At 71.1% G+C, this 15,689-nt stretch carries 15 protein-coding genes; 8 read left to right on the top strand and 7 right to left on the bottom strand.

The genetic code is table 11. From position 1 onward, the window contains the following. Positions 1-1,503, bottom strand: coding sequence for an APC family permease (locus tag OG574_RS05425; protein WP_326772121.1), 1,503 nt, complete (start codon positions 1,501-1,503; stop codon positions 1-3). A gap of 138 nt (positions 1,504-1,641) precedes the next feature. Here OG574_RS05425 and OG574_RS05420 point away from each other — a divergent pair, with 138 nt between their 5' ends. Next, positions 1,642-2,241: a TetR/AcrR family transcriptional regulator gene (locus tag OG574_RS05420; RefSeq protein ID WP_326772120.1), complete on the top strand. Its 600-nt coding sequence runs from the start codon at positions 1,642-1,644 to the stop codon at positions 2,239-2,241. Between the two features lie 58 nt (positions 2,242-2,299). Here the strand turns inward: OG574_RS05420 and OG574_RS05415 are convergent, their stop codons facing one another. After that, the gene (locus OG574_RS05415) at positions 2,300-2,941 is read right to left on the bottom strand and encodes a MerR family transcriptional regulator (protein WP_326772119.1); all 642 of its coding nucleotides are present in this window, start codon (positions 2,939-2,941) and stop codon (positions 2,300-2,302) included. Between the two features lie 106 nt (positions 2,942-3,047). On the opposite strand from OG574_RS05415, the gene OG574_RS05410 reads away from it, so the two are divergent. The 5 genes from OG574_RS05410 (at position 3,048) to OG574_RS05390 (ending at position 7,703) form a co-directional block, all read left to right on the top strand. Next, on the top strand, positions 3,048-3,527 hold the full coding sequence (locus OG574_RS05410) for a DUF4188 domain-containing protein (RefSeq protein ID WP_100593247.1): 480 nt from the start codon (positions 3,048-3,050) through the stop codon (positions 3,525-3,527). 72 nt (positions 3,528-3,599) lie between these two features. Further along, on the top strand, positions 3,600-5,693 hold the full coding sequence (gene ligA, locus OG574_RS05405; protein ID WP_326772118.1) for an NAD-dependent DNA ligase LigA: 2,094 nt from the start codon (positions 3,600-3,602) through the stop codon (positions 5,691-5,693). Positions 5,694-6,011: 318 nt separating this feature from the next. After that, positions 6,012-6,791, top strand: a complete 780-nt coding sequence (locus tag OG574_RS05400) for a hypothetical protein (RefSeq protein WP_326772117.1) — start codon at positions 6,012-6,014, stop codon at positions 6,789-6,791. A 42-nt stretch (positions 6,792-6,833) separates the two neighbouring features. Next, entirely contained in the window at positions 6,834-7,010 is a 177-nt protein-coding gene (locus OG574_RS05395) for a hypothetical protein (RefSeq protein ID WP_326772116.1), read from the top strand. 306 nt (positions 7,011-7,316) lie between these two features. Then, positions 7,317-7,703 (top strand): PPOX class F420-dependent oxidoreductase, encoded by a 387-nt coding sequence (locus OG574_RS05390; RefSeq protein WP_100593250.1) that lies wholly within the window; start codon positions 7,317-7,319, stop codon positions 7,701-7,703. Between the two features lie 9 nt (positions 7,704-7,712). Here OG574_RS05390 and OG574_RS05385 read toward each other — a convergent pair whose 3' ends face one another. After that, positions 7,713-8,759, bottom strand: coding sequence for a tetratricopeptide repeat protein (locus tag OG574_RS05385; protein WP_326772115.1), 1,047 nt, complete (start codon positions 8,757-8,759; stop codon positions 7,713-7,715). Positions 8,760-9,001: 242 nt separating this feature from the next. Continuing rightward, a complete protein-coding gene (locus tag OG574_RS05380; protein WP_326772114.1) occupies positions 9,002-10,480 on the bottom strand; it encodes an esterase in 1,479 nt (492 codons plus the stop codon). Between the two features lie 416 nt (positions 10,481-10,896). Here OG574_RS05380 and OG574_RS05375 point away from each other — a divergent pair, with 416 nt between their 5' ends. Continuing rightward, positions 10,897-13,032, top strand: coding sequence for an NEW3 domain-containing protein (locus tag OG574_RS05375; RefSeq protein WP_326772113.1), 2,136 nt, complete (start codon positions 10,897-10,899; stop codon positions 13,030-13,032). 73 nt (positions 13,033-13,105) lie between these two features. Next, entirely contained in the window at positions 13,106-13,633 is a 528-nt protein-coding gene (locus tag OG574_RS05370) for a GNAT family N-acetyltransferase (RefSeq protein WP_326772112.1), read from the top strand. 54 nt (positions 13,634-13,687) lie between these two features. Here the strand turns inward: OG574_RS05370 and OG574_RS05365 are convergent, their stop codons facing one another. The 3 genes from OG574_RS05365 to OG574_RS05355 all read right to left on the bottom strand — a co-directional run bounded on the left by OG574_RS05365 (position 13,688) and on the right by OG574_RS05355 (position 15,560). Further along, positions 13,688-14,365: an AIM24 family protein gene (locus OG574_RS05365; protein WP_326772111.1), complete on the bottom strand. Its 678-nt coding sequence runs from the start codon at positions 14,363-14,365 to the stop codon at positions 13,688-13,690. A gap of 101 nt (positions 14,366-14,466) precedes the next feature. Further along, positions 14,467-15,051, bottom strand: coding sequence for a hydrolase (locus tag OG574_RS05360; protein WP_326772110.1), 585 nt, complete (start codon positions 15,049-15,051; stop codon positions 14,467-14,469). Between the two features lie 44 nt (positions 15,052-15,095). After that, a complete protein-coding gene (locus OG574_RS05355; protein WP_326772109.1) occupies positions 15,096-15,560 on the bottom strand; it encodes a MarR family winged helix-turn-helix transcriptional regulator in 465 nt (154 codons plus the stop codon). Between the last annotated feature and the right edge of the window lie 129 nt (positions 15,561-15,689).

Here is a 15,689-nt window from a genome sequence, read left to right as displayed (position 1 = left end):
TCAGTCCTCGGTGACAGTCAGTCGGGTGACGGCGGTGCGGCCGTCGCGGAAGAAGAGGCGGAAGCGGTGGCGCAGCGCCAGCATCACGACCAGGCCGAGCAGGACGGAGCCGAGGCCCAGCAGGAGTACGCCGCCGACGCCGAACAGTGAGGTGGAGCCGTACGAGGGGTCGGTCATGTCGACCGCACTGCGGACGAACGCGGCGAGCATCATCAGCCCGCCCGCTAGCGGCAGCACCCCCTTGAGGAGCGCGTCCCGCCAGGAGCGGCGCAGCTGTCCACGGAACAGCCAGGCGCAGGCCAGGCCCGTCACGCCGTAGTAGAGCGCGATGAGCAGGCCGATGGAGAGGATCGCGTCGCCGAGGAAGGCGGGCGAGAGCCAGGTCAGGGCCGCGAGGAGAACCGCGGCCGCCGTGCCCATGAAGACGGTGCCGAAGGACGGCGTGCGATGGCGCGGGTGGATGCGGGCGAACGCCCGGGGCAGCGCGCCGTGGACGCTCATCGACAGCGTGGCCCGCGAACTGCCGACGACGCAGGTGAGCAGCGCGGAGATCGCGGACACGCACACGGCGAGCTGGACGCCCTTCGCGAGCGCCGTGCCGAGGACGGGCGGTCCGAGGGCGGACAGGACATCGGCCGCGTTGCCGGCGTTGCCGAGCCCCAGGCCCGAAGTGCCCGTCCCGGCGAAGCTGATCGCGGCGACCGCCGTGAACAGGTACGTGACCAGGAGGATGAGCGTCGAGATGAGCGCGGCCTTGCCGGGGGTGCGCTCGCTGTCGCGGGTCTCCTCGTTGACGGTGAGCAGCGCGTCCCAGCCCCAGTAGATGTAGAGGCAGAGCAGGACCGCCTTGGCGAACGCGCCGAAGCTGTCGAAGCCGAACGGGTCGAACCAGGCGAGCGACGGCGTGAGCGCGCCGTGCCGGGCGAGGGCGGCGGCGCCGAAGGCGAAGAGGGCGACGAGTTGAAGCCCGAGCAGGACGTACTGGACGACCGCGGCGAGCTGGAGGCCGCGGTACGCGATGACGGTGATGGCCCCGATCAGGAGCGCGGCGGTGACAGCGACCGCGGTCTCGTCGGAGGCCAGTGAGTCGAGGCCGAGGAGCCCGAGGAGGTAACCGGCGCCCACCTGCGAGAGCGCGGCCATGGCCGTGACCGTGGCGAACTGGGTGACCCAGCCGCCCAGAAGCCAGCCGGACGACGGGCCGAAGGCGCGCGTCGTCCACACGAAGGTGGTCCCGCAGTCCGGCATCTCCTTGTTGAGCTCGCGGAAGGCGAACGCCGTCAGCAGGATCGGCACGAATCCGAGGAGCAGCGCGGCGGGCGCGAGGTTGCCGACGGCCATCGTCACGAAGCCGAGGGTCACGGCGATGCTGTAGGCGGGGGCGACCGAGGAGAGGCCGAGCGCCACGGAGGCGAGCAGTCCGACGGACCCGCTCCGCAGGCCCTTGGAGGGCGGTGGGGACGTGGTGGTGGGGGCGAGTGTCTGAGGGGGATCAGGGTTCACGGCGGCCTTCTGGTCGGCGTCGACGTTTCGTTAAACGCAGATTTAACGAACGGGCCATGAGGCCTGTCAAGAGTGGGTTCGGTATCTTTACCGCGTCATCAGTGAATCGGGTTGGACCCGGGTCGGACGGAGGCGGTCGTGGGACGGCGCAAGGACCAGGAGGCGCGGCGCGCGCAACTGCACCAGGCCACGCTGCGCGCACTGCACAGCCGGGGTCTCGAAGGTCTGCGGCTGCGCGATGTCGCCGAGGAGGCGGGGGTCACGTCGGCCGCGGTGCTCTACTACTACGACGATCTCGACGAGCTGATGTACGAGACGTTCCAGCGGGCGATCGAGCGCTTCAGCCGTGAGCGCGAGGAGAGCGCCGAGAAGTTCCCGGACGCCCGGGACCGGCTGCGGGCCTGCGTCGAGCACGGCGTCGCCGACGGGCCCGACGACCTGCTGCCCCGGCTGCTCTTCGAGTACTGGCCGCGCAGCTTGCGTGACCCCCGCGCGGCCACTCTCGACGCGACGCTGACCGAGCGTCAAATTGCCGTGTACTACGCCACGTTGGTCCTCGGCGAGGCGCAGGGGCACTTCGTGCTCGTCGAGCCCGCGGGTCAACTGGCCGCCGGATTCGTCGCGATGGAGGACGGCTTTCAGATGGAGGTGCTCGCGGGGCGCCGCACACGCACCGAGGTGATCGCCATGCTGCACGCGTACGCCCGGATGGCTACGGGGTTCGACCCGTCGGCATGAGGCGGCGCGTGCCGGCGCGCGGGGTCACAATCCACGTACCCCGCAGTCCGCGTAGCCATCACAGCCCGAACCGGCGCGCCGACTGCTCCTCCTGGGCCAGCCTGCGCAGCGTGAGCAGGACCGGCTCGTACAGGATCGCCGCCGCGACCGCGATCTCGACCTTCTCCACGTCCTCGGAGAAGGTGTCGAGCCGGTCGATGTCGTGCTCGGCGACGCGTTCCATGTGCCGTGCGTACGGGGCGAGTTCGGGCGTTCCGCAGGTGTAGCCGAGGCGGTTGAGCGTGGCGACCGTCGTGACCAGGGTGCGGTACGAGGGGGAGAGGCTGCCGATCTCGCGCGCGGTGTCCCAGCCGAGTTCCTCGAGGAGCCGGTCGACGGCCGAGGTCGCCTCGACCGTCGCCGGGTCGTCCCCGGGCGCCTCCGGCGGCTGCGGCAGCGCCCACAGGGCCGCGCCCAGGCGGACCGTGCGGCCAAGCGAGTCGTCGTCCACCGCCGCGAGCACCTCGCGAGCGGTCGCCACCGGCACCCGGCCGACCTGGATCAGTGCCCGTACGAGACGCAGCCGACGCAGATGGGAGTCGTCGTACTCGGCCTGTGTGGCCGTGATCCGCCGCCCAGGGGGCAGGAGTTGCTCCCGCAGGTAGTACTTGATGGTGGGGATGGAGACCCCGCTCAGCTCGCTGAGTTCCGCGAGTCGCATCTCTTGCACCCTTCCTTGGGCAGTGCCACTATCCAAGCATGGGTGTCTGGGTAGCGGCACTCTCCAAATCTCCGGAACCCTCCAACACGGCCGAATCGGGGGCGACATGGGCACGAAGACACATGCCGGACGGATGACCGCGGGTGCACAGGGGGATGTGGTGGTCTTCCTCATCGGCATGCGCATCAACCACTTCTGGGCGGTCCACCGGTGGCTGCCGGTGTTCATCGCGATGCCCATGATGATCAAGGAGCTGAACCGCGACCGCTCTCTCGGCCTCCTGCACCACATCCTCCTCACGGGCTCGCCGCGCACCTACATGGTCGTCCAGTACTGGGAGTCGAAGGAGAAGCTGCTCGCCTACGCCGCGGCCCCGGACAAGCGCCATCACCCGTGGTGGGCGCGGATCAACCGGTACGCCCGCAAGGGCGCGACGCACGTGGGAATCTGGCACGAGACGTACGTCGTACCCGAGGGCTCCTACGAGACGATCTACGGAGACATGCCGGCCCAGGGCCTCGCCAAGGCGTTCGGCGTCGCGGGCCTCGAGGACGGGGTGCAGGCGCAGGACCGGCTGAGGGTGTGAAGCGGAGCGCTTGAGTCCGGGCGTCGCCGTCGCCTCCGGTCGATTGTCAGTGCCACCAGGCACGATGGCAGCATGACAACGACTTCTGGTGAGTTCGTCCTGGCCGATGCTGCTGCCTATGCCCAGGCCGTCACGGACGCGTCCCTGGCGGCGGGTGCCTACTACACGGGCGGTACGTCCGCCCTCGACGACGACGCGTACGACCGGCTCGTCCGGGCCGTCGCCGCGTACGAGGCGGACCACCCCGACGAGGTGCTGCCGCAGTCGCCGACCGGGAAGGTCGCGGGCGGCGCCGTCGAGGGGGACGTGCCGCACACGGTCCCGATGCTGAGCCTGGACAACGTGTTCGACGGTGAGCAGTTCACCACCTGGACCGCGTCGGTGGCCCGCCGGATCGGCCACGAGGTGACCCGGTGGAACGTCCAGCCCAAGCTGGACGGCCTGGCCATCGCAGCGCGTTACCACGAGGGCCGTCTCACGCGGCTGATCACCCGGGGCGACGGGACGGCCGGGGAGGACGTCTCGCACGCGATCGGCACCATCGAGGGCCTGCCCGACCGCCTCACCGAGCCCCACACGGTCGAGGTGCGGGGCGAAGTCCTCATGACGATCAGCCAGTTCGAGCACGCGAACGAGGTGCGTACGGAGCACGGCGGCGCCCCCTTCGCCAACCCGAGGAACGCCGCGGCGGGCACGCTCAGGGCCAAGGAACGCGCCTACACGGTGCCGATGACGTTCTTCGCGTACGGCCTGCTGCCCCTGCCGGACACGTCGGCCGAGCACGCGGACGCGCTGCGCTCCCTGGCCCACGGCGAACTGATGGACCGCACGGCCGCGCTCGGCGTCAACACACCCGCCACGACGGCTGTTTCGGGACTCACCGTCGACACCGTCGAGGAGGTGCTCGCGCGGGTCGAGCACATCGCGGGCCTGCGCGCCGAGCTGCCGTTCGGCATCGACGGGATCGTCGTCAAGGCAGACCTCGCGGCAGACCAGGAGGTCGCCGGAACGGGCACGCGCGCCCCGCGCTGGGCCATCGCCTTCAAGCTGCCGGCGGTCGAGAAGATCACCCGCCTCCTCGACGTCGAGTGGAACGTCGGCCGTACGGGCATCATCGCCCCGCGCGCCGTCCTCGAACCCGTCGACATCGACGGCAGCACGGTCACGTACGCCACGCTGCACAACCCGGCCGACATCACCCGCCGCGACCTGCGGCTCGGCGACCACGTGATGGTCTACAAGGCGGGCGACATCATCCCCCGCATCGAAGCGCCCGTCGCCCATCTGCGCACCGGCGACGAACAGCCGATCGCCTTCCCCGACGTATGCCCGCAGTGCGGCTCCGGCATCGACACGAGCGAGCAGCGCTGGCGCTGCGAGCGGGGGCGGAACTGCCACCTGGTGGCATCGCTCTCCTATGCGGCGGGCCGCGACCAGCTCGACATCGAGGGCCTCGGCGCCACCCGCGTCGTCCAGCTCGTCGACGCGGGCCTGGTCGCCGATCTCGCCGATCTGTTCGCGCTCACCCGTGACGGACTCCTGGCGCTCGATCGGATGGGGGAGACCAGTACGGACAACCTCCTCGCCGCGATCGAGGCCGCCAAGGCCCAGCCGCTGTCCCGGGTGCTGTGCGCCCTCGGGGTGCGGGGCACCGGGCGGTCCATGTCCCGCCGTATCGCCCGGCACTTCGCCACGATGGACCACATCCGCGCCGCGGACGCCGAGGCGATGCAGCGGGTCGAGGGCATCGGCGCCGAGAAGGCCCCGGTGATCGTCTCCGAGCTCGCCGAACTCGCCCCGCTCATCGACCGGTTGGCGGCGGCGGGGGTGAACGTGACGGAACCCGGCGCCACCCCGCCTGCCCCGGAGGAAGAGACCGAGAAGGACGGAGCGGGCGAACGGGCGGCGGACGCGGGCCCGCTGGACGGCATGACCGTCGTCGTCACGGGAGCCATGACAGGCCCCCTGGAGAAGCTCAGCCGCAACCAGATGAACGAACTCATCGAGCGGGCCGGCGGCAAGTCCTCCTCCAGCGTCTCCAAGCGCACCTCGCTCGTGGTCGCCGGTGAAGGCGCGGGTTCCAAGCGGGCCAAGGCCGAGGACCTGGGCATCCGCCTGGCCACGCCGGACGAGTTCGCCGAACTCGTCGCGGACCTCCTGGTCTGACGAGACGTCGCCGGGGGATCGTGGGGAGAGGCTGCGGAGGCGACCGTCCTGACCGAATCGGTGGCCTGGAATGCTCGGCCGACGAGGGGTCCCACGATGCGCCCCGCACGAAACGACGGCCGTCGACGGCCGGGCGCGGAGGACACATGGCAACGGGGGGGATGGGGACCGGGAAACGGCCCCCAGCACAACGGCGGGCAGGCACCGGCGGGTCCGGGCCCGGGCAACCCGTACGGCCCGCCACCCACAGGCCCCTACGGCCCGCAGCCGGGGGCCGGGCCGTACGGACCTCCGCAGCCCATCCCGCCGCGGCCGCCCGTGCCACCCCGGCGCCGCAACCCGCTGCGCCGCGTGCCGTTCCTCAACATCATCTCCGCGATCATTCAATCGGGACACCGCGTGGCGACCCGGCTCTTCGTGCAGGACGGCGGCGTCCGGATCAACGACCCCCTGGTGCTGTGCGTCCAGCTCTTCCGCTCGGTGCTCGGCCTCGTCGCCACGCTCGCCCTGGCCTTCTACTACGGCAAGGGCGAGCAAGCGTGGAACGGAGCGGCGAGCGACGGCTTCGGCAACCTGATCATCACGCCGGTCCTGCTGATCGTCACAGGTCCGCTCGTCGTCCTGGGCTTCATCCTGTACGCCCCTCCCCACCTGCGGTCGGCACTGCGCTCCCGGCTCAAGGGACCGCTCAAGACGGTGGCCTGGTACGTCCTGTCCGTGGCCGTCTTCGCCGCTGTGATCGTGGTGGCGGCCACCAGCGGTTACCTGGACAAGCTGCCCAAGTGGGCGGCGGCCGTGAGCGCGATCGTCGTCCTGGCCGTCATCGTCTGGGGCCTGCCGTTCCTCTTCTTCGCCTCCCTCTACTCCGCCAAGACCGCCTTCAACACCGCCCACGTGCATCCGATGTTGCCCGCCGTGCTCACCGCCGTACTGGTGTGGGCGGTGGCGGTCTTCAACCTGATCGTGGAGGGCATGCCGGAAGGCCCGGCCGCGGCACAGCTCTGCTCCCTGCTGGGTGGCCCGCTGTCAGTCACGGCCGTCTCTCTGTGGGAGCTGCGGAGGATGCGAACCCGCCACGGAGTCGTCCTGCGTGGCTGATCTCGGGCGCATCGCCCTCGCCCGGCGGGGAGTTGACCCGGTGTGACCCAGCCGCACGGACAGCAGAGCCCCGCCGATGCCGCCGACCCGCGCCCCGGCGAGCATCCGGCCGAGGCGGAGCCCCGGCCTCGGGCCTGGCGTGAGTACGGGACGCTTCTGATGGCAATCGTGGGGCTCACCCTGTCGCTCACCACCTTCTTGGCGACGGCTCTGCGCTGACCCCGGCGGCAGTGCGGCCCGCACGCCTGCGCCGACCCCCGCGGTCGCGTGGCCCGCACGACTCCAGAAGCGCCGAAGGCGTCGGCGCTTCTGGAGTCTCCTGGCTCTGCGCACCCCGATCTGGATGCCACGAGGAGGCGCGCGGCGTGATCATCGTGGCGGGCCGGGCCGGGCTCGGACGCGCGGATCACCGGGATGCAGAGAAAGCTCTCACCTTCTTCACAATTTGTTGCGACGTCCGCACCCGGAGTGGCGGACGTGACAGGGCCCCGACAGCCGCCCGCCGGGGAGCCGTAGACTCGAGACATGGACACCACGCGACTCGCGCGGCTCGGCGCCGGGAAGTACTTGCTGGTCACCAGCTTCCGGAAGAACGGGAGCCCGGTGGCCACCCCCGTCTGGGTGGTCAGGGACGGGGCCGCGCTCGGCGCCTGGACCCCCGCCGACTCGTGGAAGGTCAAGCGGATCCGCAATCGCGCGGACGTCCTGGTGGGGCCGTGCGACGCGCGCGGCAACCCGACCGGCGATCAGTCGCCCGCCACGGCGGAGATCTGCTCCCCCGAGGTGACGGCCCGCTATCGCAACCTGATCGGGAGCAAGTACGGCCTGCTCGGCAAGGTGACGCTGTTCGGCAGCCGCCTGCGCCGCGGCCTCGACGGCACCGTGGGCATCCGCATCACGCTCGACGAGTGACCGAGGCGGTCAGGCCGCTTCACGGTGCCCGGGCCGAAGGGCACCCGGAGTCGTCTCCGCGCGGAACGCGACCACCATCTCCCGCGCGTGCCGCAGCCCGATCCGCGTGAAGTCGGCCTCGAGAACGTCGAGTTCGGCGAGCGTGTCACGCCGGTCGCGGCCCAGCCGGGAGCGCGACTTGACCAGCCCCAGCCGGCACAGCGCGACGCCGCGCGGCTCGTGCAGACGGCGGAACTCGGCGAGCGTCGACGCATAGGTGTCCCGGGCTGCCTCATAACGCCCGTCCCGGTAAAGGACGTTGGCGCGCATCTTGTGGTTGTACGCGAGCGCGCTCGCCAGATCCATCGCGCGGCAGATGCCCTCGGCCTCCGAGAGCAGGGACAACGCCCGGTCGGGTTCGCCCCGGACGGACAGCACATCGGCCACGCCGCGCAGCGACCACGCGCGGCCCCGCGCGTCGTCCGCCTCGGTGGCCACCCGGACCGACTCCTCGAACAGTTCCAGGGCCTTGGCATGGTCGCCGGTGTTGCGGTGCATCTGCGCGATGCCGGACATCGCCCAGACCATGTGCCGCGGTTCGCCGTGGGCGCGGCCCTGTTCGAGCAGCTCCTCGTGGAGGGCGGCTACCGCCGCGTAGTCGCCTTGGATGCGTCCCGTCTCAGCCAGGCCCGCGAGCGCGTAGCCGTGGGCGAGCCGGTCGTCGCTGTGGGCGGCCAGGGTGACGGCGTGCCCGAGCAGACGCCGGGCCAGGCGCAACGAGCCGCACTGGCGGGCGAGTGTGCCACCGCTCCACAGCGCCCAGGCCATCGCCCCCGTGTGCCCGGCGGTCCGCGCGCTGCGATAGCTGCCCCGCCACGCGTCGCCCGCCTCGCGGACGCGGCCGAGCCGCCGGTTCGCCTCGGCGAGCGCCAGTGCGGCGCGTGCCCGTTCCAGGGGGCCGGCCGCCGTGTCGAGGGACCGGCCCGCCGCCGCGCGCACATCCTCGTAGGAGGAGTTCACCCCGAGGGCCGTGCGCAACTCGCCCTGATACTCAGGGGCGAATGCCTTGCCGTACATGTAGCCGTGTCCCTTCGCCGGTCCCGTCGTGCCGCTGCGTTCTGATCAAGAACGTACGAGCGGCGAGGGTCCCGGCGGATCCGTCCACGTATGTGTTGTGCCGTACGACTTGAGTGCTACCTGACGTCGACCGGTCATCACATGGACGTACGGGAAGTACGGAAGGCCGCCCGTCTCCGAGGGGGTGGGGAGGCGGGCGGCCTGGCTTGGATGTTCCTTGCTGGTCCTACGCGTCGGCCGCCCTACTCGTCGATCGCCGCGCCGAACATCGCGTCCGCGGACGGTGCTCCGAGGGAGCCCGCGCCGTAGGTCCAGGAGCCGGAGGCCGTGACACCGCCGGAGCCCGCCGAGAACACCCAGACGACACCGTCGTTGGTGTTCTCGCCCGGCGCCGCGGCGAGCAGGCCGAAGCGGCCGTCGCGGTTCGGGTCGGTGAGGCGGACCTGGCCGCCCCACTTGTCGCCCTTCTCGGGCGCGCCCGGCACGTTCGCCGAGTTCTGGTCCCAGGACTGCGCTCCGGTCGCGGTCAGGCCCGTCGACGCCCCGCGCAGCACCCACACGGCGCCCGCGTCGGCGACCGTGCCGATGTCCTCGCCGGCCGCGCCGATCGCCACGTCGGCGTACCCGTCCCCGTTCGTGTCCGCGACGGACAGGTCCGTGCCCCAGCCGTCGCCGCGCTCGGCGGTGCCGGGCACGCCCGCGGAGTCCTGCGTCCACCACTGCACGTCGGACGACGGCCCCTCGGGCCCGCCGAGGCGCACGCCCACCAGCCCACCGGTCATCGAAGCACCGCCGTCGTCGGGGGAGTTGGGCTCGCCGGTCACCAGGTCGTCGTATCCGTCGCGGTTGATGTCGCCCGAGGCCGCCACGGGTCCGCCGCGCAGATCGCGCTCGTAGGTGAGGCCGTCGGCGTGCCCGGACAGGTACGACGACCAGCCGTGTCCCGGCTCCGAGCCCGCCGTCACGCCCGAGACGACGAGGTCCGCGAAGCCGTTGTTGTCGTAGTCGCCCGTGGTCAGCGACATGGGCACGATGTCGCGCGCGTCGGCGAGTTTGGACAGGCGGCTCGTGGAGCGGCGCTCCAGTGGCGCCTTCGACGCAGGCTGGGGCGCGGAGTCGTAGGCGAAGAGTTCCAGGTCGTCGCGGTCGAGGACGGCGAGGACGTCGCCCGGCGTGTCGTTCGTGAAGTGCGCCGCAGTGACGCCCGTGCCGAACTTCTCGCCGGCGGTGGGTTCCTGGGTCTCCAGCCAGTCGCTTGCGGCGCCCGTGAGGCCGGCCTTGGAGCCCCACAGGACGGCCACTCCGCCCGCGTCCGCGGTCGTGCCGATGTCCTCGCCGGGGATGCCGACGACCGCGTCGTCGTAGCCGTCCCCGTCCAGGTCGCCCGTGGCCACCGCCTTCCCGAACGCGTCACCGGTCTCGGCGGCGCCGGCCACACCGGAGGTGGACTGGCTGAAGCGGGCGACATGGGTGGTCCCGATGCCTCTCGACGACCCGTACTGCACGGTGACGAGGCCGGCGCCCTTCTTCCCGCTGACGGTCGCACCGGGCGCGCCGACGAGGACGTCCTCGTAACCGTCGCCGTTGAAATCGCTGTTGCGGTCGTCTGCGTGCGTGCCTCCGGGGGTGCCGGCGTAGGCGGAGGGGGCGGTGGCGATGGCCGCACCGGACAGAAGGAGGAATGACGCCGCGGCCAGGGCGGCGGAACGGTTCTTGCGCACGAGCGGCTCCTCATGAGAAGGACGACCGGGCAGCGCGGGGGGTGTCCGGAAAGGGCCCGTTCCTTGTCCGGCGCCCTGTTTGACAGTGCATGAGGGGGAAGGGTTGTGCAGAAGTTTGCCCGCGGTTCACCGACGTTCCGGGGGTCAACTGACAAGCGAAGAGGGTGAATTGGTACACACGGCGCCGAATCACCCCAGCAGTTGATTGTTTGTGCAAGAAATCGCCATACATCTTGCAGGAACGAGCTTCCCTCGGCACGGTGTCCCCGTCGCGTCATCCCCGGCGCGCTCGTAGACGCTCGTAGACGGGAGATCCCTTGTCCGGGAGAGCTCACAGAGAGCACAGATCCACACGGCGCCGCACCTCCCCGCACCCCTCGCGCCGCGGCCGGGCCCGCACCCTTCGCGCCCTGTCCGTGGCCGCCACCGCCACGGCACTCGCGCTCGGTGGCCTCGCGGGACCGTCCGCCGCACCCGCCGCCGCGGCCACCACCCCGTACCCCAACCTCACCCCGACCCCGCCCATGGGCTGGAACAACTGGTCCTACTACGGCTGCGACATCAGCGAGGAAACCGTCCTCGCCAATGCCCGCGCACTCGTCTCCTCCGGCCTGGCCGCCAAGGGCTACGACACCGTCACCACCGACGACTGCTGGATGACGCACACCCGCGACGCCGACGGAAACCTCGTCCCCGACCCCACGCGCTTCCCGCACGGCATGGCCTACGTCGGCGAGCAACTGCATGCGATGGGACTGAAGTTCGGCATCTACGAGGACGCCGGCACGGCCACCTGCGGCGGCTACCCCGGCTCGTACGGGCACATGAAGCAGGACGCCGACCTCTTCGCCAAGTGGAAGGTCGACTATCTGAAGCTGGACGGCTGCAATGTGCCCGTTCCCACGGGCCAGAGCGCGGACGACGTCTACCACAAGCTCTACGGCGACATGAGCCAGGCGCTCCTCGACACCGGCCGGCCCATCGTCTATTCCGTCTCCGCGCCCGCCTACTTCGAGGGCGAGAAGGACTGGCACCACGTCATCTCCTGGTCCGCCGAGGTCGGCAACCTGTGGCGGGAGGGCGCCGACGTCGCCATGGAGTCGTCGTCCGCGCGCGGCAAGTGGGCCTCCATCAAGTACAACTACGCCTACAACGTGCCGCTGGCCGACCTGCAGAGCCCGGGCCGGTGGAACGACCCCGACTTCCTGCTCGCCGGGCAGTCCCGGCTCACCGGCGACGAGATCCGCAGCCAGATGTCGCTGTGGTCCGTGATGGCCGCCCCGCTCATCTCCAGCACCGACCTGACGAAGGCCTCGCCCGAGGCACTCGCCGTGCTCGGCAACAAGGACGTCATTGCCGTCGACCAGGACGCCAAGGGCCTCCAGGGCCGCATCGTCCAGCAGGGCGACGGCTACGACGTCCTGTCCAAGCCGCTCGCGAACGGCGACCGGGCCGTGGCTCTGTTCAACTCGTCCGACGAGGCGCGGACCATCACGACGACGGCCGCCAAGGCCGGGCTGCCCGCCGGATCCTCGTACCTCCTCAAGGACCTCTGGTCGAAGCGGACCACCCAGACCACCGGGACGATTGCCGCGAACGTGCCCGCCCACGCGACCGTGCTCTACCGCGTCCACGCCGGCGCCGCCCATCGCGCGCAGCCCGCCACCGCGATCACCTGGACGCGGACCGGCGGCGAAGGCGCCACCTCCACCTGGAAGGTCGCGCTCGCGGACCACGGCCCGACGGGACTCACCGGCGCGCAACTGAGCATCAGCGCCCCGGAAGGTTGGCGCCTCAGCGCGTCGAAGGTGTCCCTCGGCAAGGTCAGGCCGGGCGGCTCGGCCACCGCGACCGTCACCGCGAAGGGCCCCGACGCCGAGCCCGGCACCACCGTCACGACCCTGACCGCGACGGCCCGCTATCGAGCGGGTGGCGCGGGCGAGGGTTCCGTGGCGGGACGCGCCTCGATCGTCACCGAAGTGCCCTACCCGAGCCTGGACGCGGCCTTCAACAACGTCGGCGTGACCAACGAGGGGGCGCCGCCCGCCGAGGGCAACTACACGACCGGCAACTTCGACGGCGGCGGCGACAGCTACTCGGCGCAGGCCCTCGCCGCAGCAGGGGTCACCCCCGGGGCAAAGGTCAGCAAGGACGGCGTGACCTGGACGTTCCCGGCCGCCAAGCCGGGCACCCCGAACAACGTCGAACTCGCCGGCCAGTCGATCACCCTCACCGGGAGCGGCTCCAAGCTCTGGTTCCTCGGCGCGGAGGCCGGCTTCGCCTCGGGCCAGGTCAAGGTCACCTACACCGACGGCACCACGAGCACCGGCAGCCTGGGCTTCCCCAACTGGTGCTGCACGGCGGGCACGGAGTACGGCGCGACGACGGTCGCCACGTCGGACCACCGCAACACTCCGACCGGCCCCGCCAACTTCGGCACCGGCTACAAGCTGTTCGGCAACTCGGTCCCGCTCACCGCGGGCAAGACGATCCGCACGGTCACCCTGCCCGACGCGGACGCGATCCACGTGTTCGCGATCACGGTTCAGTAAACGAGGCTGGGCCGGTGCGCCGGATGCCGTGGTCGCGGTGTCCGGCGCACCGGCGTGGACGTACGGTGACGCGATGGACAGACTCCGCGAACCCGTGACGGCGACGGTCATCGCGACCGGAAGGCTCGAACTCCTGCCGCTCCAGGCAGAGTTCGCCGACGAGATGGCCGCGGTGCTCGGCGACCCGGCTCTGCATACGTTCATCGGCGGCGCACCGCTGACACCGCCGGAGCTGCGTGAACGCTACGGGCGCCTGATCGCGGGCTCCCCGGATCCGGCCGTCTCGTGGTGCAACTGGGTGGTCCGGGTCGGGGAGGAAGGGTGTCTGGCCGGGACGGTCCAGGCCACGGTCGGCCCCGGCGACGACGGGCTCGAAGCCGAGATCGCCTGGGTCGTCGGCGTGCCGTGGCAGGGCCGGGGCCTTGCCACGGAGGCGGCGCGCGGACTGGTCGACTGGCTCGGGCAGCGGCCCGTACACACCGTCGTCGCGCACATCCACCCGGACCACGCCGCGTCGGCGGCCGTCGCCAAGGCCTGCGGACTGGCGCCCACGGACCGGATGCACGACGGCGAGATCCGGTGGCAGCTCACCCTGGGGTGACGGTTCACCGGATCCCGGGGCCGCCACCTCGGAGTGCGCGGGGACCGTGTGGCGTCAGTGCTGCTGGGCCTTCTGCGGAGTCGCCTCGCTGGGACGCACGATGACGTACCCCTCACCCTCCAGCTTCAGCTGGACGGCCTCGCCCGAACCGCCGCGGATCATCGACCCGATGGACTGCGACCGGTGCAGCGAGGTGTGCAGATGGGCCGTCCAGCCCACGACCGCGTCCGTGTCGACGAACACCGGCTGCTGCTGCGAGACCGGGATGACCAGCGGGTTGCCCTCGCAGACGAGCCCCAGCCGGCCCTGCCCGGTGAAGACGCTGTTGAACAGCCCTCCGCCGGATATGCCCGCGCCCTTCACGGTCTTGATCTCGTACGACAGCGTGGAGTCGAAGCACAGGACGTTGCGCCCGTTGACCGTCAGGGCCTCGCCCGCTTCGACGTCGACGATGAAACAGTTCTGCGCCTCGTGCGCGAACCAGGCCTCGCCCTGTCCGCGCACCGTCATCAGGGGCAGGCCCTCGCCCGTGACCGCGCGCTTGAGCATGCCGCCCATGCCCTGGCCCTTGCGTTCGAACTGCAGGTTCCCGCGGTAGGCGATCATGGCTCCCTGGCGGGCCATCATGTCGCCGTCGACGGCGTAGCGGATCGACTTGGCGTTCTGTGCGGTCATTCCCGGCGCGGAGGCGGGCTGTACGACGTGCTCGCTGGAAAAGAGATCACCCTTCATGCGGGCATCTTGTCCCGGACGGGTCCGTTCCGCCAAGGTCGGGCGGCGTACCGTCCGGAATCCGACCAGTGGCGGGGCGGCCGTCGGGCACAACTCGCCTGTCAGGCGCGGGTCTTCGCCAGGAGTTCGGTGATCTCCTCGGACGTGCCGCTCTCGCCGAGGCGCGGGAAGATCCGCTCGATGCTGTTGCGGTGCGCCTCCACATCCAGGTCCGTCATCGCGTCGGTGGCCAGGGTGACGTGGTAGCCGTGCTCGTGGGCGGCGCGGGCCGTGGACTCGACGCCGATGCTGGTGGCGACGCCGGTCAGCACGACCTGCGTGATGCCGCGGCGGCGCAGTTGGAGGTCCAGGTCCGTGCCGAAGAAGGCGCCCCAGTTGCGCTTGGTGACCGTGATGTCCTCGGGGTGGCCGGACAGTTCGTCCACGATGACGTCCCAGCCCTCGGGCCGGGCGCCGGTGCGGCCCTGAGTCTCGTTGCGCCCCGGCACGGCGTCCGCTCCGTCGGGGGCGGCGCTGACGCGCACGAGGACGACCGGCAGGCCGTGTGCGCGGAAGGCATCGGCCAACTCGACCGAGCGGGCGACGACTTCGGGGCCGCTGTACGGAGTCGTGGGTGCGCCGACAATGCCCTTCTGAAGATCGACGACAACGAGAGCGGTGTGCTCGTCGAGGGTGGTGAGAGCCATGGGTGGGCCTTTCGGGGTGGATCGATTGTTTTGGGGGGCTCCGGTCAGGCTTCTGTGAGCCGTTCCAGGAGGGTCAGTGCGGTGACGATGGTCCGGCGTTCCTCTTCCGAGTAGCCGTCCTGGAAGGTGCGGGCCAGCCATTCCCCGCGGGCCTGCCGGGTGCCCTCCGCGCTCTCGCGGCCGGCGTCGGTGAGGGTGACCAGCTGGCGGCGGCCGTCCTCGGGGTCGGGCCTGCGCTCGATCAGCCCGCGCTGGTCGAGCGCGGTGAGCGTGGCGGCCATCGACTGCGGCCGAACGCCCTCGGCGGCGGCGAGGCCGCTGGCCGTGGCGGCCTCCGCCTTGCTGAGCCGGTTGAGTGCGGAGACCTGGGACGGGGTGAGGTCCTGGCTGTCGGAGACCTCGCGGAGCCGGCGCCGAAGGCGGCTGAACATCACGCGCAGTTCCCGCGCGGCACGGTCCGCGGATTCTGAGATGCCCTCGGCGTGGTCGATGCCCTCGGCGTTGTTCATGCGTCCACGCTAAAACCTTCAGCCCAGACTGTCCAGTCTGAGCTGAAGGCCTGAAGGGGTGGGGGCCGACGGTACGTCTCCTGCGCTGAGGCCGCTGTTCTGAAGGAGTGCCACGCACAGCCGCACCGT

The organism is Streptomyces sp. NBC_01445 (assembly GCF_035918235.1).
In the GTDB taxonomy this organism is placed as follows: domain Bacteria; phylum Actinomycetota; class Actinomycetes; order Streptomycetales; family Streptomycetaceae; genus Streptomyces.
The sequence above is the reverse complement of the archived record's forward strand: the minus strand, read 5'-3'. Positions and strand labels throughout refer to the sequence as shown.

Coding starts and splice junctions, on each gene's coding strand:
- OG574_RS05415 (WP_326772119.1), bottom strand. CDS start 2,941: ATGCGACTCGCGGAACTCAGCGAGCTGAGCGGGGTCTCCATCCCCACC.
- OG574_RS05410 (WP_100593247.1), top strand. CDS start 3,048: ATGGGCACGAAGACACATGCCGGACGGATGACCGCGGGTGCACAGGGG.
- ligA (WP_326772118.1), top strand. CDS start 3,600: ATGACAACGACTTCTGGTGAGTTCGTCCTGGCCGATGCTGCTGCCTAT.
- OG574_RS05390 (WP_100593250.1), top strand. CDS start 7,317: ATGGACACCACGCGACTCGCGCGGCTCGGCGCCGGGAAGTACTTGCTG.
- OG574_RS05385 (WP_326772115.1), bottom strand. CDS start 8,759: ATGTACGGCAAGGCATTCGCCCCTGAGTATCAGGGCGAGTTGCGCACG.
- OG574_RS05370 (WP_326772112.1), top strand. CDS start 13,106: ATGGACAGACTCCGCGAACCCGTGACGGCGACGGTCATCGCGACCGGA.
- OG574_RS05365 (WP_326772111.1), bottom strand. CDS start 14,365: ATGAAGGGTGATCTCTTTTCCAGCGAGCACGTCGTACAGCCCGCCTCC.
- OG574_RS05360 (WP_326772110.1), bottom strand. CDS start 15,051: ATGGCTCTCACCACCCTCGACGAGCACACCGCTCTCGTTGTCGTCGAT.
- OG574_RS05355 (WP_326772109.1), bottom strand. CDS start 15,560: ATGAACAACGCCGAGGGCATCGACCACGCCGAGGGCATCTCAGAATCC.